This is a genomic window from Marinobacter sp. KM021, from assembly GCF_050707965.1.
GTDB classification, from domain to species: Bacteria; Pseudomonadota; Gammaproteobacteria; order Pseudomonadales; family Oleiphilaceae; genus Marinobacter; species Marinobacter shengliensis.
On record NZ_CP136129.1, the window covers coordinates 1,730,032 to 1,749,431 of the forward strand.

The following is a 19,400-nucleotide window of genomic DNA, read 5'->3' on the forward strand; positions in this document are numbered from 1 at the left end:
TTGAACAGTTTCTCTCGGAGATAATGAGAGAAATCTATTCGTGTTCTATCTCGTCCAATTTGTTAAAGAGCAAATCTGACCCAGTGATCAGAAAGGAAGGCTTCATCGATATGAAACATTCGTTTCTGTACACTGCTAACCCATCTTCGGTTAGTCAGTAAATATTTGGTGGAGCTAGGCAGGATCGAACTGCCGACCTCCTGCGTGCAAGGCAGGCGCTCTCCCAGCTGAGCTATAGCCCCAGAATCATTCTTGAGCTCTGCTATCGTCAATAGACCAGAATTTTGCTGATCTAGGCGTCGAAGTGCGCCGCATAGCCTGCTATGCAAGTGCTTCGACAACGACGAGCAGTGAAATTCTGGTGGGTCTGGGTGGACTTGAACCACCGACCTCACCCTTATCAGGGGTGCGCTCTAACCACCTGAGCTACAGACCCGGTTTTGCTTGTCTTCGAACCGCCTGGACTGCGTTGCAGCTTTCGCTCAATCGGTCACGTACGTGTGTACGCTCCCTCTTTCACTCAACCTGCGCCTTGCCAGCCGATCCGAATCCGGCGCCAAACCCCGAGACTGACTCAGTGTTTGTGGCAAACCGATATCGGGCCTGCATAGACCCTTTTGCTCTCTTTATTAGCCAACCAAGTAATTCGTGTGGACTCTGACCGAAGCGTTCGGCTTCGTTTAAGGAGGTGATCCAGCCGCAGGTTCCCCTACGGCTACCTTGTTACGACTTCACCCCAGTCATGAACCACACCGTGGTAATCGTCCTCCCGAAGGTTAGACTAACTACTTCTGGTGCAATCCACTCCCATGGTGTGACGGGCGGTGTGTACAAGGCCCGGGAACGTATTCACCGCGACATTCTGATTCGCGATTACTAGCGATTCCGACTTCACGGAGTCGAGTTGCAGACTCCGATCCGGACTACGACGCGTTTTAAGGGATTGGCGCACTCTCGCGAGTTGGCAGCCCTCTGTACGCGCCATTGTAGCACGTGTGTAGCCCTGGCCGTAAGGGCCATGATGACCTGACGTCATCCCCACCTTCCTCCGGTTTGTCACCGGCAGTCTCCCTGGAGTTCTCAGCATTACCTGCTAGCAACCAGGGATAGGGGTTGCGCTCGTTACGGGACTTAACCCAACATCTCACGACACGAGCTGACGACGGCCATGCAGCACCTGTCTCAGAGTTCCCGAAGGCACCAATCCATCTCTGGAAAGTTCTCTGGATGTCAAGGCCAGGTAAGGTTCTTCGCGTTGCGTCGAATTAAACCACATGCTCCACCGCTTGTGCGGGCCCCCGTCAATTCATTTGAGTTTTAACCTTGCGGCCGTACTCCCCAGGCGGTCAACTTAGTGCGTTAGCTGCGCCACTAAGACTTCAAGAGTCCCAACGGCTAGTTGACATCGTTTACGGCGTGGACTACCAGGGTATCTAATCCTGTTTGCTCCCCACGCTTTCGCACCTCAGTGTCAGTGTTGGTCCAGGTAGCCGCCTTCGCCACTGGTGTTCCTTCCTATATCTACGCATTTCACCGCTACACAGGAAATTCCACTACCCTCTACCACACTCTAGTCAGACAGTTCGAAATGCCGTTCCCAGGTTAAGCCCGGGGCTTTCACATCTCGCTTACCTAACCACCTACGCGCGCTTTACGCCCAGTAATTCCGATTAACGCTTGCACCCTCCGTATTACCGCGGCTGCTGGCACGGAGTTAGCCGGTGCTTCTTCTGCGAGTAACGTCAATCCCTGAAGGTATTAACTTCAGAGCCTTCCTCCTCGCTGAAAGTGCTTTACAACCCGAAAGCCTTCTTCACACACGCGGCATGGCTGGATCAGGGTTGCCCCCATTGTCCAATATTCCCCACTGCTGCCTCCCGTAGGAGTTCGGGCCGTGTCTCAGTCCCGATGTGGCTGATCATCCTCTCAGACCAGCTACGGATCGTCGCCTTGGTAGGCCTTTACCCCACCAACTAGCTAATCCGACTTAGGCTCATCCAGTAGCGCAAGGTCCGAAGATCCCCTGCTTTCTCCCGTAGGACGTATGCGGTATTAATCCGGGTTTCCCCGGGCTATCCCCCACTACTGGGCAGATTCCTAAGCATTACTCACCCGTCCGCCGCTCGTCAGCGGGGTGCAAGCACCCCCTGTTACCGCTCGACTTGCATGTGTTAAGCCTGCCGCCAGCGTTCAATCTGAGCCATGATCAAACTCTTCAGTTTAAATCATACAAGAACCCGAAAGTTCTTAATTCTTGCTCAAGACAAAACTCAATTTCGACGAGTCACTGTCCTGATATTTCGTATCCGAAATACCTCGGCCAGCGCCCACACGAATTACTTGGTTAACTTTTTAAAGAGCGTTTGAGCTGTTGCTCAATCAAGGCCGCGTATTCTACATCGTTCCGCTGCCCTGTCAACCGTTTATTTTTCGCTGTTTCCGCTTCCGAAAACCGCCGAAAAACTGCCCGGCTTACTGCCTGTTTCGAGGTGCGCATTCTACACTGAACCGCCTTCCTGTCAACCGCTTTCTGAAGAATCTTTCGAACTTTTTCTTCAGTGCTTTCAAGCAGTTATCGCTGAGGTTTTGCCTCTTCTCAGTGGCCAGCCCCTCAAGCGAGATGCGCATTCTACAGACCTCAGCCGAGGAGTCAACGGTGGATTTGAACTTTTTTCGGAAGGTTCCTTTCCAGCCCTCACAAAGCCCTTATCCAGTCTCTCAGTCTAGCTCCATTTTAACCTGCTGCGCTACCTTGATTGCACGCTGGCGCGCTTCTTCTATGGTACTGCCTTTAGCGAGGGCAACGCCCATACGTCGACGCCCTTTCAACTCCGGCTTACCGAACAGGCGAACCTGGGTATCAGGCTCTGCCAGGGCATGTTCCAGCCCCGAGAACACCACGTTACCGGAATCTCCCTCCGGCAGGATGACCGCCGACGCGGTTGGGCCCTGCTGGCGAATGGCAGGGATGGGCATACCCAAAATGGCGCGGGCATGTAACGCGAACTCCGAAAGGTCCTGGGACATCAAGGTGACGAGGCCAGTATCGTGGGGTCTGGGAGAAACCTCCGAGAACCATACCTGGTCACCCTTAATGAACAGCTCAACACCGTAGATACCGTAGCCACCCAGATTCTCTACCACTGCCCGTGCAATCTCTGTTGCTCGGGTAAACGCCGCATCGGACATAGGGTGTGGCTGCCATGACTCACGGTAATCGCCGTCTTCCTGCCTGTGACCAATTGGATCACAGAATGAAATACCATCGCGATGCCTGACCGTCAGCAAGGTGATTTCATAGTCGAAGTCCACAAAGCCTTCGACGATCACCCTACCCTTGCCAGCCCGACCACCGGTTTGGGCGTACTCCCAAGCAGCCTCTACCTCCGCTGTACTCTTCACCGTACTCTGCCCTTTACCGGACGAGCTCATAACTGGCTTCACCACCAATGGCACCCCGACCTCATCAATGGCAGCCAGATACTCTTCCCTGGTACCGGCAAACCGGTACTTGGAGGTGCTTAGCCCAAGCTCCTCAGCCGCAAGCCGGCGGATACCTTCGCGATTCATGGTCAGATTAACCGCCCGGGCTGTGGGCACCACGTTGTAGCCTTCTTCCTCCAACCGGACCAGCTCGGCGGTGGCAATCGCCTCAATCTCCGGAACGATCAGGTCCGGCTTCTCCGCTTCAACGATGGCGCGCAACGCTGCACCATCCAGCATATCGATAACGTGGCTCCGATGCGCAACCTGCATGGCGGGCGCATTCTCGTATCGGTCGACTGCAATCACTTCTATGCCGAAACGTTGCAGCTCTATAACCACCTCTTTACCGAGCTCCCCGGCACCGCAAAAAAGCACACGGGTAGCCGATGACTTCAGAGGCGTGCCGATACGCACCGTTCTGTTTGAACCAGTCATATAGTTTGATGTCCTGTTACTGTCAGAGTGCGACCTGCTTTTCCCGTTCCGCCACTTTCAGCAGAACCTCCCGTCGCTCGTCATTACTCATGGTGGTCCAGCGGAGGATTTCATCCCCTGTGCGCTGGCAACCGATACACATGTCATTTTCATCCAGCGCGCAAACATTCACGCATGGCGATCGAACCTTGTCGGCCACCTTCATCTTCAGATATCCACCTTTGTCAGTGTCGACAGGTAGCGCTCTGCATTTTTTACATAGTGCATTGCGCTGAACTCGAGCATCTTTTTCTGGTTATCGTTGAGTTCGCGGCGAATTTTCCCTGGAGAGCCCACTACCATCGAGCCATCCGGCACTTCCATACCCTCTGGGATCAGAGTATTTGCTCCGATCAGACAGTGTTTGCCAATCTTCGCGCCGTTCAGAATCACCGCATTGATCCCAACCAGGGTGTAGTCGCCAATCTGGCATCCGTGCAGCATGGCTTTGTGGCCAACAGTCACCCCACGCCCAAGGGTTAGCGGAATGCCCGGGTCGGTATGCAGTACTGAGCCATCCTGTATGTTCGATTCGGGGCCGATCGTAATCAGTTCGTTATCACCACGAATGACAACATTGAACCAGATACTCGATTTTTCCATCAGCTTTACGCGCCCGATCACCGAGGCGTTGTGGGCGACAAACTGGCCATCGCCTTCTTTTTCTGGCTGGTATTGATCAATTCTGTAAAACATCAATCTCTCCGGCTAATTCAACGGGGTGGCTCGAGAATATCGATTCCGGCATCGTACACAGCATTCAGAAAATCGACCAGCACCACCGCCGACAACCCCCATATCTGATACTGCTGCCAACGATAGCAGGGCACGTAAAGAGTGCTGTTCAGAAAACTGAGCGTGTCGGTACGCTCCCTTCGATCTTCCAGGAGCCAGGAGATCGGAACACGGAAGACACTTTCGATCTCGTGGGGGTTCGGCTCCAGGGGATGATCGCCAGGCACAACGCCCACGTATGGAGTGACAAGAATACGGTGCAACGACATAACCTGACTTAACGGCGCAATGACCTTTACCTGATCCGGGGGCAGACCGATTTCTTCGTGGGTTTCACGCAGTGCGGTTGCAATCAGGGAGGCATCGTCAGGATCCCGCTTGCCGCCGGGATAGGCCACCTGACCCCGATGTGTTTTGAGGTTGGATGACCTCAGGGTAAAAATCATCTCCGGATCACGCTCGTTATCCGTAATGGGCACCAGGATACCGGCTTCAGGGTAGTCCAGTGCCAGTTGTCTGGGCGCGTAATTCGACAATCGCTCGGTTAACAGGTCTTGCACTCTTTACTCCGGCAACTTCCTGATATTGAGTGAGACACAGGCAGTCCGGATCGTTAAACTGACTACCAACGGACACTCAGTATACGGGGAAAACGATGAAGTATTGCAGCACTTGCGGCCAACCGGTTGAGCAACGCATTCCCGAAGGCGACAATCGGCACCGTTATGTTTGCATCAGCTGCGAGACCATACATTACCAGAACCCGCGGATTGTCGCCGGTACGGTTCCCGTATGGGAAGGCAGAATCCTGCTATGTCGCCGAGCCATCGAACCCCGGTATGGCTATTGGACGCTGCCGGCAGGCTTTATGGAAAATGCAGAAACGACGATAGAAGCAGCAGCCCGGGAAACCCGCGAGGAAGCACTGGCGGATGTGGACATTCAGGGGCTTTACTCCATCATTGATGTTCCGCACATCAACCAGGTCCACATGTTCTACCGTGCCACACTTAAAGACGGCCTATTCGGCGCCGGAGAAGAATCGCTGGAATCAAAGCTGTTCGAACCCGGCGATATTCCCTGGGATGAGATATCTTTCCCCACGGTGCGCAAGACCCTTGAGCTGTTCCTTGCGGATATGAAGTCTGAATCCTACAACGTCCATGTCACCGATATTCGCCACCCAATGGCGAAAAAAGCCTGATCAGAACGTTTCCAGGCGATACACCTCATAGGCGGGCTCCTCGTAAGGATGGGCCTGCTTGAGTGCATAGACTGCAGGCTTGATAAGCTCGTCGCTACACACCAGTTCCACCTTGAATTCCCTAACACGCTCAAGCTCTCCCTGGCTTCCCAGAAACGGATCGCTCCCCGCCAGGGGTCGGAACTGCCCCTCGCCTTCACACTGCCATGCGCAGCTGTCGTAATCCCCGATTTTTCCCGCGCCAGCATCAAATAATGCCTGCTTGGTTTGCTCAAGATGGCTCTCCGGTACGAAGTAGCAAAGCTTGTACATAGTCACCCTCAAATTGGTCAACTTTTATCCGGAACAAGGCATTACAAACTTACCCACAGAATCTGTGGATAACTCTGGGGAAAGTTTTTGGGAATCGGCCTCCAACCCCCACAGTTACTGACCTCCCCTCAAATTGGCGACAAAATCGCCCATTTGTTTTTATTTATATTTTTCAATATCTTACGATGCTAGAGCAAAAAATGAACGCAATTCTTGGACTTTGTTCACAGTTCAGCCAGCAAAGCACCAGGAATGTGCATAAAGTTCTCTAGTCAAGGCCTTGACTGACAAATTTCAGAACTTTTAGAGATTTTATTTGCTCACTTTTTGCGCAGCAAGCCTCATCATTGAGCATAAAAAAACCGGTCCGAGAAATGCCCCGTCAGGGACACTCTGCAGACCGGTTTCCACCACGCCCGGATTGACTGGCTTAATCAGCCAAGCCAGCGCCTCGCATTCCTGAACATGCGGATCCAGGGACCATCTTCCTGCCAGTCATCTGGCCGCCAGGAGTGCTGCACCGCCCGGAAAACACGCTCTGGGTGCGGCATCATGATGGTCACCCGGCCATCCCGGGAAGTAACACCAGTAATGCCAGCCTCTGAACCGTTGGGGTTGTACGGATACCGCGCGGTCTGCTGGCCCCGGTTGTCCACATACCGCATGGCCACCAACTCGCTGTCTGCAAGGGACTGAGCCGAATTACCAGAGGCAAACTCCACTCGACCCTCACCATGGGCAACGGCAATCGGCATGCGAGAACCGGCCATGCCATCAAGGAACGCAGACGGTGACTGCGCCACCTCCACCATGACCAGGCGGGCCTCAAACTGTTCGGACTGGTTACGTACAAAACGCGGCCAACCTTCGCTTCCCGGAATCAGTTCATGCAAGTTGGAAAGCATCTGGCAACCATTGCAAACGCCCAACGCGAGAGTGTCCTGACGGTTGAAGAAGGCAGCAAACTGATCTCGCACCCGATCATTGAACAGAATGGACTTGGCCCAACCCTCACCGGCGCCCAGAACATCGCCGTAAGAGAAGCCACCACAGGCAACCAGGCTCTGGAATGTCTCGAGCGTAATGCGACCGGACAGCAGATCGCTCATATGGACGTCTACTGCCTCGAAACCAGCCCGATCAAACGCTGCAGCCATTTCAACCTGGCCGTTAACGCCCTGCTCCCGAAGCACCGCAACCTTCGGGCGTGCACCGGTACTGATATACGGCGCAGCAATATCTTCATTGATGTCGTAACTAAGCTCAACACTCAACCCCGGGTCGTTCTCGTCCAGCAGGTTGTCGAACTCTTCCTGGGCACAGTCCGCGTTATCCCGCAGCGACTGGATACGGTAACTGGTTTCCGCCCACAGACGCTGCAGCTCGGTACGGGATTCATCCACCACGGTGTCACCACCGAATGTCAGGCGCACGCGGTCCTTGTCATTCAGTGTGCCCACAACGCTTGTATGGTCGCCCAGGCCGGCGGCCGAGAACTGCTGCAGGACAAAGCTGGTGTCGTCACGGCGAACCTGGATCACAGCGCCCAGCTCTTCGTTGAAGAGCTCACGGGCAAACTGGGAGCTGTCTTCGGCAAGACCATCCAGCTTGATGTCCAGACCTGTCCGGCCTGCAAACGCCATTTCCGCCAGCGTGACAAACAGACCACCGTCTGAGCGGTCATGGTAAGCCAGCAGCTTGCCGTCGGCGTTCAAGCCCTGCACGACTGCAAAGAAAGCCTTTATATCTTCCGGATCATCCAGATCAGGCGCTACCGCGCCAACCTGACGGTACACCTGCGCCAGTGCAGAGCCACCAAGGCGATTCTGGCCGGCGGCCAGATCAATCAGAATAAGGTCTGTTTCACCGGCATCCGATCGCAACTGCGGAGTAAGTGTACGGGCAACGTCGGTTACCGGCGCAAAACCACTGACAATCAGAGACAGCGGTGCGGTAACACTCTTCTGCTCACCGTTGTCCTCTTCCCAGGTGGTTTTCATCGACATGGAATCTTTACCCACCGGGATGGTAATACCCAGGTCCGGACACAATTCCATGCCAACCGCTTTTACGGTCTCGTACAGGTTCTCGTCTTCACCCGGGTGACCAGCCGCGGCCATCCAGTTAGCCGATAAACGAATGTCCGAGAGCTTACCGATTGCCGCCGCCGCCAGGTTGGTAATCACTTCACCTACGGCCATTCGGCCTGAAGCCGGAGCGTCAATCACCGCCAGCGGCGTGCGCTCGCCCATGGCCATAGCCTCACCGGTGCGTACGTCAAAGGATGCCGCAGTAACCGCCACATCGCTGACCGGCACCTGCCAGGGCCCAACCATCTGATCACGGGCGACCAGCCCGGTGATGGTTCGGTCACCGATGGTAATCAGGAAGCTCTTGGAGCCCACCGACGGCAAGCGGAGTACGCGACGAATGGCGTCGTGCAAATCGATCTTGGTGGAATCGAAGATCGGTTTGGTAAACGACGAACGCGCAACACTGCGATGCATTCTCGGCGGTTTGCCAAACAACACTTCCATTGGCAGGTCGACAGGCTTGTCATCAAAATAGGAGTCACCCAGTTCCAGATGATGCGCTTCGGTAGCTTCACCGATCACGGCATAAGGACAGCGCTCACGGCGGCAAAGGGCATCGAACAAGTCCAGATTTTCCGGTGCCACGGCCATCACGTAGCGTTCCTGGGATTCGTTACACCAGATTTCCAGGGGTGACATGCCCGGCTCGTCACTCGGGATGTCACGCAATTCGAATTTGCCGCCCCGGCCCCCATCTTTGACCAGTTCAGGCATGGCGTTGGAGAGACCGCCCGCGCCCACATCGTGGATGAAGCAAATCGGGTTGTCTTCCCCCATCTGCCAGCAACGGTCAATCACTTCCTGGCAACGGCGTTCCATCTCCGGGTTGTCCCGTTGAACCGACGCAAAATCCAGATTCTCATTGCTGGAACCGGAATCCATGGAGGACGCAGCGCCACCTCCAAGTCCGATCAACATGGAAGGACCGCCCAGCACGATCAGTTTGGCGCCGACCGGGATATTGCCCTTCTCGACGTGATTCTCGCGAATGTTACCCAGGCCGCCGGCAATCATGATGGGCTTGTGGTAACCACGCACTTCTTCACCCGCCGCACCGGGAACCTTCTCTTCAAAGGTACGGAAGTAACCCGCCAGGTTGGGCCGGCCAAACTCGTTATTGAAAGCGGCACCACCGATGGGACCTTCAATCATGATATCCAGCGGCGAGGCGATCCGGTCCGGCTTGCCATAACCAAACTCCCAAGGCTGCTCGTCGCCCGGAATATTAAGGTTGGAAACGGTAAAGCCTGCAAGGCCCGCCTTGGGCTTGGAACCACGACCGGTCGCACCTTCATCGCGGATCTCGCCACCGGAGCCTGTTGCGGCGCCGGCAAAGGGTGAGATAGCAGTCGGGTGGTTATGGGTTTCCACCTTCATCAGAATATGCACCGGCTCCCGGTTATAACTGTAAACACCGGTTTCCGGTGCCGGGAAGAAACGGCCCGCCTCGCTACCAGTAATAACTGCAGCGTTGTCCTTATAGGCAGAGAGCACACCTTCGCTGTTCATCTCGAAGGTGTTCTTGATCATTGCAAACAGGGATTTTTCCTGGCCTTCGCCATCAATATCCCAGGAGGCGTTAAAGATCTTGTGGCGGCAATGCTCCGAGTTTGCCTGGGCAAACATCATCAGCTCGACGTCCGTCGGATCACGCTCAAGGTCGGTGAACGCCGTTACCAGGTAATCGATCTCGTCGTCGGCCAGGGCAAGGCCGAGGCGCCCGTTTGCCTCAACCAAAGCACCCCGGCCACCGGCCAGCACCGGCACCCGGCCGAGGGGCCGGGGCTCGTCATGACTGAACAGCAACTCGGCGCCACCCGTCTCATGGAATACTTTCTGGGTCATGCGGTCATGCAGCAGGGTTGCAATTTTTTCTCGCTGTTCGAGGCCAAGCTTGCTGGAGGAGCGAACGTAGTAAGCGATACCGCGTTCAATTCTGCGAATCTGTCGCAGGCCACAGTTGCGAGCGATATCGGTAGCCTTACTGGACCACGGAGAAAGTGTGCCTGGGCGCGGGACCACCAGAAACAAAACACCATCTGGCTGCTCCAGTTCGACACTGGGTCCGTAGGTCAGAAGGCGATCAAGTATTGCCTGTTCCGCATCGGAAAGGTCGGCATCGAGATCCACAAAGTGCATGAATTCTGCGTACACATGCTCCACATCAGGAACAAGTTGCTGAATCCGGGAGTGCAGCTTTCTGGAACGGAAAGGCGAGAGCGCGGGAGCGCCGCGAAGTTCAAGCATGATATCAACCTGTATCGCGCGAATCGGGGGACGTCTGAAAGGCCGCCATGATACTTGAAACCGAACGCAGGATACAGCGCAAGGTAGGTTCTTTAGCGGCTGTACAATTAACATTGTTTTGCACAGTAATTAATCAGTTTGATTGACCCCGCTGACGTCTCAGGGGATCATTGGCCAGAAGCATGGAAAGCCTCAGGCATCATAAAACAGGAAAAACAGTGACCCGGTCACAACCTCCTGAACATTGAGCTATATGGAGATCAGGGATTTGTCGCGATTTTTCAGGCATCTTCGCAGTACCAGTTTTCCGCTGGCGTTAGTGTTGACCACAGCATTGTCCGCGACCGGCTGTTCCCGCCCGACCACGCTCCAGGAGGTCAGGGACGTGGGTGTGCTTCACGTGATTACCCGCGTAGCGCCTTCCATCTACTACGAGGGCCGAGACGCACCAACCGGATACGATTACGAGCTTGCCAGCCGGTTCGCTGAAGAACTGGGGGTCGAACTGCGTGTGCGGGTGGCCGAAGACAATACCGAGATTCTCTCCGTACTCTCGCGTAACTACGCCCACATCGGCCTCGCCGGCATGGCGGAGCAACCCGATTTTGAAAGCAGGTATCGCGCAGTTCCCATCGGCGTGCAGGCGCAATCGGTTGTGGTTTATAACCGTGATTTCCCCCGTCCAGCCTCACTGGCCGACCTTGGCGGTGAAACCCTGCACCTGCTCGCTGACAGCAACCATGAGCACCTGATTGCCGATGACCCGGAAGGCACCCAGGTTCACCGGCACATCCATCCTGGGCTGGATGCTGCGGGGCTGCTGGCGAGGGTTGAAACCGGAGAAATTGCCTACGCTGCCGTTTCATCGAATGAGCTGGACCTGAACCATGTCTACTTTCCGATGGTCAAGGAAGGCTTTGCTCTAGGTGAGCCCAGAGACCTGGTGTGGCTGTTCCCGATCGCCCAGGACGAAACGCTGGCAAACGCTGCCAAAGATTTTCTGGAGCGGGCCAGGGGCAATGGCTCGATGGCCCAACTGGCAGAACGCTTTTACGGCCACCTCGACCGTTTGAACTATGTGGGCGCGCGCACATTTATGCACCACGTGGAAAATCGCCTGCCGAAGTACCAGTCGCTGTTCCAGAATTACGCAAGAGACATTGACCTCGACTGGCGACTGCTGGCTGCGATCGGTTACCAGGAATCCCACTGGCGCCCGAACGCAGTGTCACCCACCGGGGTTCGGGGCTTGATGATGCTCACCCGCACCACCGCCAGCTACATCGGCATCAACAACCGCCTTGATCCTGAAGAGAGCATTGAAGGTGGCGCCCGCTATTTCAAGATGGTGCACGCCAAGATCCCCGAGCGTATTCCGGAGCCCGACCGCACCTGGTTCGCCCTGGCATCTTACAATGTCGGGTTCGGCCACCTGGAAGATGCGAGAAGGTTGACGGAATCCGCCGGAAGAAATCCGGATCGCTGGATGGATGTTAAAGAGTTTCTACCGCTGCTGGCCCAGAAAGAGTGGTACACCAAAACCCGCTTTGGCTATGCCCGCGGCCACGAACCGGTGGTGTACGTTCAGAACATTCGCCGGTATTACGATGTACTCACCCGCATCACGGAGCCCGACCAACCCAAACCTGACGCTGATCAGGAAGTGGTGTGGCTTGATCGGCAGTCTGAAGAAGCAGCCGCACAGACAGAATCACCTGAGACGCCGGGGCCGGATTTGCGGGCAGCCTTGCCGCCGGAGCTGGGGATGATTCCACCCACTCTGTAAGTGGGCAGTTGCTCCCCAGACTCACCACGAGAGCCCATCGCCCCATTCTTCCTCACGTGCTTCCAGCGCCCGCTCTACCTGAGTCGCGGAGAAGCCTCTGCGACTCAGGAATCGTGACTGCCGTAGCTTCTCCGGCAAATCATCGTCCAGCCGCCCCAGACCGTAACGTTTGGCACGCAAGCGAACAGCCCGCTGGCACCAGTCTTCCTCTGAGACTTCATCGAGACATTCCGGAGTGAAATGAACGCCCCGCTGTTGCAGCTCTGCCAGAATCCTCAAGGGCCCATAGCCAAGGTCCATTCTCTGCCGGGCATACACATCGGCAAAGCGCTGATCGCTCAGCCAGCCTTCGTGCTCATACTCGTCGAGAACAGTATCAATCAGATCGCCTTCAATATGCCGTTGCCGCAGTTTTAATGCCAGCTCGTAACGACTGTGCTCTCGGCGGGCGAGCAGGCGCAGTGCCGCAGAGCGGGCTTTGTATTCCGGGTCCTGATCTTTTTCGTGTTTTGCCATAAAGCCCCTTCCCGCAAATGCATCCAAAACGCTAGACTAGCGGCCGATTCTTTCAACTACCCGGCCCACGCCTGTGAGCCGATGAACGGTGGCGGCCCACTTTGCCGCCACTGCTGACTGGTTTCAATCCCGAAGGATACCTTTGTATGGCTGCATTCATTCAGAAACTGTTCAAGTCTCGCAAGGCCAACCCGGCAACCGCACCCCGGACACCGGCAAAATCTGAACCCAGTCAACCCTCACAGGAAGAAACCAGGCAACTCCTGAAAAACCAGCAGGAACAACAACTCGGAAGCAACCCGGACCAGGCCCAACTGACCACATTGGCGATTGACGGGGTGACCGCAGCCATCCGACTTGAAGCTGCCGCCGCTCTTACAGATGAGACCCAGCTACAGCAGGTCCAGAAACAGGCCAAGGGCCGGGACAAAAGTGTTTACCAGGCCGTCAAGCAGAGCCTTCAAAGCCTGAAGGCACAGCAAGCTGCCGAAGCCGCCGTTCGCCAGCGAATCAAAACCCTGATCGGCCAGGCTGAAGACCAGGCCGCCAGTGAAGACCTCAAGCTCTATCAGGCGCGGCTGGAGGCACTGCAGGATAACTGGAGTGAGGTCCAGTCAAGCGCCACAGCAGAGCAATCCCAGCAGTTTCTGGAAGCCGTGCACCAGTGCCGGGAGCGCCTGAAACAGATGGAACAGGCGCGGCAGGAGGAGGCACGCCACCGGGAACAGGCGCTTCAACGCTCAGAGACACTGGCCCTGCTTGAGCAGACCCTGAACGACCTGACTTCCCAGGAATCCAGCACCCTACCCTCCCTATCCGCCCTGGATGCCCTGCAGAAGACCCAGGAAAACCGATGGCTGGAAGCCACCCGGGATACCCAGGTAGAGAAGCAGGAGCAAAAAGATTACGAATCGAGAATGCTGGCACTGCGCAACTATCTCAGTGCGGTTCGACGGTTTACACAGGCCAGGGACACTCTCTCAGAACTAACACAGGTAGCAGGTACTGAAGAGGCTGACGATGGCCATCGTCAGAAAGCCCTGGCGCTGCTGAAGGAAATTGAGTGGCCATCAGACTTCCCCCAGCCAGCTGAGCTTGCGCCGGTTCGCAAACTGGCGGGCAAACCACGGCCAGCTCAGCCGGCCGGCGGCAACCGGGACGAGCAGAAAGCCGCCGCCGAGGCACTGCACAACACCCTTCCGAAGCTGGAATCGGCCCTCGAGGCCAAGCAGTTCAAGGAATCCAAGCAGCTGCTCAAGCTCGCCCAGAACCAGTTCCAACAATTGGACGGTCGCCAGCGCAAACAGCTTCAGGCCAGGATGCAACTGCTCACCGGCCAGTTCCGAGAGCTGAGCGACTGGCAAGGGTTTGCGACAGAACCCAAACAACTCGCCCTCTGTGAACAGATGGAGCACCTGGCGGATCAGCCCATTGAGCCGGAGATCAAAGCCGAGCGCATCAAAGAACTGCAGAACGAATGGCGCGACTTGGGTGGCTCATCCGACCGGTCGCTCTGGAGTCGTTTCAAAGCGGCGTCCGATACAGCTTACGAGCCCTGCAAAGCCTACTTTGAGGCAAAATCGGACCTGAAACAGGCCAACCTGCACACGCGGGAAGCGATCTGTGACCAACTGGAGCATTTCCTGGCCAATGCAGACTGGTCGGCCATCGACTGGAAGGCGGCCGAGCGCATTCACCAAACCGCCCGTCAGGAATGGAAAAGCGCCTGGCCGGTGGATTTCAAAGACAATCGCCTGGTTCAGAAGCGTTTCGACGAGCTTCTCAAAAAACTGGAACGTCCTCTTGACGATGAACGCCTGAAGAACGAAGCCCTGAAGCAGACCATTGTTGACCGCGCAAGGGCACTGATCGAGCACGAACCCCTGCAGGAAGCCATGGAGCAGGCGAAGGCACTGCAAACCGAATGGAAAGCCATCGGCATTACCCGCCACCGGGAAGATCGCAAAATGTGGCAGGCATTCCGCAAAGCCTGTGACCAGATTTTTGCGCGCCGGGATGCCCAGCGTTCAGCACGTCAGCAGGCGGCAGAAGAGGCGGACCAGGCCGCACAGGCCGTGCTGGCCCAATACCAACACCTGGGCGCAGAAGCCGATGACGCCGTGCTGAGTGACGCCCGGGGTGCGGTAAAGCAGATTGCCGGCGGCGGGCTTTCGGGTGAGGTTAAAGAACGGGTTCAACAGCTGCGGCAACGGCTGGACAGGATTGCCCAGGCCAGAGCAATGGCCAATACTCTCGAGTCCTGGAAAACGCTGATCACCGACAAGGCCCAGGGACGCCTGGCCGACGATGCCCTGCCATCCCATTGGGCCAAATTGTGCAACGGGACCGACCGATTAGCTGGCAGAGATCTGGCCATACGGGCCGAAATTCTGGCGGGCGCACCCACTCCGGAACAGGACCAGCAGCGCCGGATGGAAATTCAGGTTCAGAGGCTGGCAGAGGGGCTTGGTAATGGTGAGACCGAAACGCCGCTCAAAGAGCTGGAACGACTGGTGGCCCTATGGTGCAGCCAGCCTGGCGGCGATGATGTAACGCCGGAAAATGCCGACCGTCTGAACCGGGCGCTGGATGCCATGCTTGCGTCAGACTGAACTCAGTCCCGCTGGTGCTCACTGACAAAATCCCTGGCCTGCTTCACCGCGGCCAGGGATTTTTGTTTCATCTCTTTCAACTCTTCATCCGCCAGATAAAACATCATATCAATCGTGTGCCGATAGTAGCGGGCGGGCAACCGGTTCAAAGCCACACACATCACGTCTGTCAGGTAATCCGCCGTGTCCGTTTCCTGCCGAGTGGCATCAATGGCGTCCAGCACCAGCCGTTCGTAGAAGTTGTCGATCGCGTCTCTCAGTGACATAACCACACCTATGCCTGCTTGCTGATGATCTACTCTTCAACATAGAAGGCGAACCGCCTGCTGTCATTGTGACTGAGCAATTTAGCCAATGGGATTGGCAGCGCCTGTCATTACCCAGCGCAGCGAGTAACCGCTATGGTTACTGCTCTGAATCTAACGTGCCCGGAAAACAATCAACAGAGGAACAACCATGACAACCGAGGCGTACATCTTCGATGCCGTTCGCACCCCCCGCGGCCGCGGCAAGAAAGACGGTTCATTGCACAGCGTCAAACCCATCAGCCTGCTGACCACCGTGCTCAAAGCGCTGCAGGCGCGCAATCAGCTGGATACCGCCCAGGTGGACGACATCGTGATGGGCTGCGTCACCGCCGTGGGCGACCAGGGTGCCGACATTGCCAAAACCGCCGCACTCGCCGCCGACTGGGATGAGAAAGTGGCCGGCGTTACCCTGAACCGTTTCTGCGCCTCCGGCCTGGAAGCCGTTAACCTGGCTGCCATGAAAGTGCGTTCCGGCTGGGAAGATATGGTGGTTGCCGGTGGTGTAGAGGCGATGTCTCGCGTTCCGATGGGCTCCGATGGCGGCGCCTGGGCGACCGACCCGGAAACCAACCTGCATACAGGTTTCATGCCTCAAGGTATCGGCGCCGACCTGATCGCTACTCTGGAAGGCTTCACTCGTGAAGATGTCGATGGCTTTGCCGTGAAATCCCAGCAAAAAGCCGCCAATGCCTGGAAAAAGGGGTACTTTGCCAAATCCATCGTGCCGGTTACTGATCAGAACGGCGTGGTGATCCTGGACCGCGACGAGCACGTGCGCGGCAACACCACCGTGGAATCCCTGGCCGGCCTCAAGCCCTCGTTCCAGATGATGGGCGAGATGGGCTTTGACGGCGTAGCACGGGAAAAATACCACTACGTGGAGAAGATCAACCACGTGCACCACGCCGGCAACTCCTCCGGCATTGTCGACGGTGCCACCGCCATGCTGATTGGCAGCGAAGCCAAGGGCAAGGAACTTGGCCTCAAGCCACGCGCCCGCATCGTAGCCACTGCCGTTACCAGCACCGACCCCACCATTATGCTCACCGGCCCGGCCCCGGCTGCCCGCAAGGCACTGGAGAAAGCCGGGATGACCGTGGACCAGATCGACCTGTTTGAAGTGAACGAAGCCTTCGCCTCGGTGGTGATGCGCTTCCAGAAAGAACTGTCCGTTCCGGACGAGAAAGTGAATGTAAACGGCGGCGCCATCGCCATGGGCCACCCGCTGGGTGCTACCGGCGCCATCATCCTCGGCACTCTGCTGGATGAACTGGAACGCCGTGAACTGCGCTACGGCCTGGCCACCCTGTGTGTGGGCGGCGGCATGGGCATTGCCACCATCATCGAGCGCGTCTGAACACCACTTTCAAAAAAAAGGAACCGACCATGAGTGCCATCCAATACGACCTGGGTTCAGACCAGATTCTGACCCTGACCATTGACATGCCAGGCCAGTCCGCCAATACCATGAATGGCGAATTTCGGACCGCCCTGACCGACACCGTCAATAAGGTCAAAGGTGACCTGGACAACATCAAAGGTATCATTCTCGCCTCCGCCAAGAAGACCTTCTTCGCCGGCGGCGACCTGAACGAACTGTACAAAGTCACCCGCGAGCAAGCCAAAGAATTCGAAGACATGGTCAACGGCCTGAAAGCCGACATGCGAGTGCTGGAAACCTGTGGCAAACCTGTGGTGGCTGCCATCAACGGCACCGCTCTGGGTGGTGGCCTGGAACTTGCCCTGGCCTGCCATCACCGCGTTGCCATTGATGACGACCGCACCCAACTGGGCTTGCCAGAGGTGACCTTGGGCCTGCTACCCGGCGGTGGCGGTACCCAGCGTCTGCCCCGGATGATCGGCCTGGAAGCCGCCTTCCCGTTCCTGATGGAAGGAAAGAAGGTTAACCCCAAAGCAGCCCTGAAAGCCGGAATCGTGAATGAACTGGCCAGCTCACCGGACGACATGATCGCCAAGGCCCGGGCCTTCATCGAAGCCAACCCCAAGTGCCAGCAGCCCTGGGACCAGAAAGGCTTCCGATTCCCCGGCGGCGCCCCGCACCATCCTGCCATGGCGCAGAAGCTGGCCATCGCACCCGCGATGCTCAAGCAAAAAACCAAGGGCTGTTACCCTGCCCCTGAGCGGATTCTGGCCGCCGCCGTGGAAGGCGCCCAGGTGGACTTCGACAACGGCAGTCTGATTGAAACCCGTTACTTTGCCGAGCTGGCCACCGGTCAGGTGGCCAAGAACATGACCGGCACCTTCTGGTTCCAGCTCAACGCCATCAAGGCTGGCGGCAGCCGCCCGGACGGTGTTGAAAAAGAAACTTTCAAGAAAGTCGGGGTATTGGGTGCCGGCATGATGGGTGCCGGCATTGCCTACTCCACCGCCAGCCGCGGCATTGAGGTGGTGCTGAAGGATGTTTCCGTGGAAAACGCGGAGAAAGGCAAACGCTACTCCGAAAACCTGCTGGCCAAGAAAGTCAGCCGCGGCCGCATGACCGAAGCCCAGAAAGACGAGGTGCTGGCCCGCATTAAAGCCACGGGTTCCGCCGACGATCTGGAAGGTTGCGATCTGATCATCGAAGCAGTCTTTGAAGACAGCGATCTCAAAGCCAAGGTAACCCAGGAAGCCGAGCCGAAAATGGTGGCCAACGGCATCTTTGCCTCCAACACCTCCACCATTCCCATTACCCAGTTGGCCAAGGCTTCTGCCAAGCCGGACAACTTCATCGGTCTGCACTTTTTCTCCCCGGTGGACAAAATGCAGCTGGTGGAAATCATCGTTGGCGAGAAAACCTCCGATGACACCCTGGCTCGGGCGTTCGACTACGTGCAGCAAATCGGCAAGATCCCCATTGTGGTGAACGACAGCCGCGGCTTCTTCACCTCCCGAGTGTTCGGTACGTTCGTGAACGAAGGCATCAGTATGCTGGCTGAAGGCATTCATCCCTCAAGTATCGAGAATGCAGGGCTTCTGGCCGGCATGCCGGTGGGGCCACTGGCGATCTCCGACGAAGTCAGCATGACGCTGATGCAGCACATCCGCGCGCAGAGCAAGAAAGACACCGAAGCCGCCGGCGGCACCTGGCAGCCACACCCGGCCGAAGCGGTCATCGATGCCATGGTCGACACCCATGGTCGCAAGGGCAAAGCCGCCGGTGCCGGTTTCTACGAGTACCCGGAGAAAGGTAAAAAGTACCTGTGGCCGGAACTGGAGAACCTGTTCGTAGACCAGGCCAAGGCTCGCAGCGCCCAGCTGCAGGACCTGAAAGACCGCATTCTGTTCATGCAGGCGATCGAGACCATCCGTTGTCTCGAGGAAGGCGTGCTGAGAACCGTGGAAGATGCCAACATTGGCAGCATCTTCGGCATCGGCTACGCCCCCTGGACGGGCGGTGCCATCCAGTTCGTCAACCAGTATGGAGTTCGTGCTTTCGCTGAACGGGCACAGCAGCTGGCGGACCAGTATGGTGAGCGCTTCACGCCACCAGCACTGCTTCTGCAGAAGGCAGAAAACAACGAGTCCTTCGCCTGACCCAACCGGCCGGAGGGATTCCTCCTCCGGCCATTTTACGCCCCCTCCTCCTTACTTCCTGCAACCTGCCCCAATCTGAAAAGATAGGCA

General features: G+C 56.7%; 13 protein-coding genes, 2 tRNA genes and 1 rRNA gene. 5 read left to right on the top strand and 11 right to left on the bottom strand.

From position 1 onward, the window contains the following. Nucleotides 1–166: 166 nt before the first annotated feature. The 7 genes from RVM24_RS08180 to RVM24_RS08210 all read right to left on the bottom strand — a co-directional run bounded on the left by RVM24_RS08180 (nt 167) and on the right by RVM24_RS08210 (nt 5,255). Nucleotides 167–242, bottom strand: a tRNA-Ala gene (locus RVM24_RS08180). A gap of 117 nt (nt 243–359) precedes the next feature. Then, nucleotides 360–436: transfer RNA gene (locus tag RVM24_RS08185), tRNA-Ile, on the bottom strand. 245 nt (nt 437–681) lie between these two features. Next, a 16S ribosomal RNA gene (locus RVM24_RS08190) occupies nt 682–2,222 on the bottom strand. A gap of 496 nt (nt 2,223–2,718) precedes the next feature. Next, a complete protein-coding gene (gene purT, locus RVM24_RS08195; protein WP_431475233.1) occupies nt 2,719–3,921 on the bottom strand; it encodes a formate-dependent phosphoribosylglycinamide formyltransferase in 1,203 nt (400 codons plus the stop codon). Between the two features lie 22 nt (nt 3,922–3,943). Then, the gene (locus tag RVM24_RS08200; RefSeq protein ID WP_072676999.1) at nt 3,944–4,126 is read right to left on the bottom strand and encodes a DUF1289 domain-containing protein; all 183 of its coding nucleotides are present in this window, start codon (nt 4,124–4,126) and stop codon (nt 3,944–3,946) included. A 2-nt stretch (nt 4,127–4,128) separates the two neighbouring features. After that, the gene (locus RVM24_RS08205) at nt 4,129–4,656 is read right to left on the bottom strand and encodes a gamma carbonic anhydrase family protein (protein WP_431475234.1); all 528 of its coding nucleotides are present in this window, start codon (nt 4,654–4,656) and stop codon (nt 4,129–4,131) included. 17 nt (nt 4,657–4,673) lie between these two features. Continuing rightward, nucleotides 4,674–5,255, bottom strand: a complete 582-nt coding sequence (locus tag RVM24_RS08210) for an NUDIX hydrolase (protein ID WP_061333144.1) — start codon at nt 5,253–5,255, stop codon at nt 4,674–4,676. A gap of 95 nt (nt 5,256–5,350) precedes the next feature. On the opposite strand from RVM24_RS08210, the gene RVM24_RS08215 reads away from it, so the two are divergent. After that, nucleotides 5,351–5,899, top strand: a complete 549-nt coding sequence (locus RVM24_RS08215; RefSeq protein ID WP_061333143.1) for an NUDIX hydrolase — start codon at nt 5,351–5,353, stop codon at nt 5,897–5,899. Here RVM24_RS08215 and RVM24_RS08220 read toward each other — a convergent pair whose 3' ends face one another. Together RVM24_RS08220 and purL are read right to left on the bottom strand one after the other, a co-directional pair. Further along, complete coding sequence (locus RVM24_RS08220; RefSeq protein ID WP_061333142.1) at nt 5,900–6,211, bottom strand: YqfO family protein; 312 nt, start codon at nt 6,209–6,211, stop codon at nt 5,900–5,902. Between the two features lie 434 nt (nt 6,212–6,645). Further along, complete coding sequence (purL, locus tag RVM24_RS08225; RefSeq protein WP_431475235.1) at nt 6,646–10,551, bottom strand: phosphoribosylformylglycinamidine synthase; 3,906 nt, start codon at nt 10,549–10,551, stop codon at nt 6,646–6,648. 253 nt (nt 10,552–10,804) lie between these two features. Between purL and mltF the strand changes: the two genes are divergently transcribed. Continuing rightward, complete coding sequence (mltF, locus tag RVM24_RS08230; RefSeq protein ID WP_286921706.1) at nt 10,805–12,337, top strand: membrane-bound lytic murein transglycosylase MltF; 1,533 nt, start codon at nt 10,805–10,807, stop codon at nt 12,335–12,337. Between the two features lie 21 nt (nt 12,338–12,358). Here mltF and RVM24_RS08235 read toward each other — a convergent pair whose 3' ends face one another. Further along, a complete protein-coding gene (locus tag RVM24_RS08235) occupies nt 12,359–12,853 on the bottom strand; it encodes a regulatory protein RecX (protein WP_431475236.1) in 495 nt (164 codons plus the stop codon). Nucleotides 12,854–12,999: 146 nt separating this feature from the next. Here RVM24_RS08235 and RVM24_RS08240 point away from each other — a divergent pair, with 146 nt between their 5' ends. Then, entirely contained in the window at nt 13,000–15,465 is a 2,466-nt protein-coding gene (locus RVM24_RS08240; protein WP_431475237.1) for a DUF349 domain-containing protein, read from the top strand. A 2-nt stretch (nt 15,466–15,467) separates the two neighbouring features. Here the strand turns inward: RVM24_RS08240 and RVM24_RS08245 are convergent, their stop codons facing one another. Further along, nucleotides 15,468–15,731: a late competence development ComFB family protein gene (locus RVM24_RS08245; RefSeq protein ID WP_058090209.1), complete on the bottom strand. Its 264-nt coding sequence runs from the start codon at nt 15,729–15,731 to the stop codon at nt 15,468–15,470. 190 nt (nt 15,732–15,921) lie between these two features. Here RVM24_RS08245 and RVM24_RS08250 point away from each other — a divergent pair, with 190 nt between their 5' ends. Then, the gene (locus tag RVM24_RS08250) at nt 15,922–17,130 is read left to right on the top strand and encodes an acetyl-CoA C-acetyltransferase (protein WP_431475238.1); all 1,209 of its coding nucleotides are present in this window, start codon (nt 15,922–15,924) and stop codon (nt 17,128–17,130) included. Nucleotides 17,131–17,159: 29 nt separating this feature from the next. Continuing rightward, a complete protein-coding gene (locus RVM24_RS08255) occupies nt 17,160–19,310 on the top strand; it encodes a 3-hydroxyacyl-CoA dehydrogenase NAD-binding domain-containing protein (protein ID WP_431475239.1) in 2,151 nt (716 codons plus the stop codon). Nucleotides 19,311–19,400: the final 90 nt, after the last annotated feature.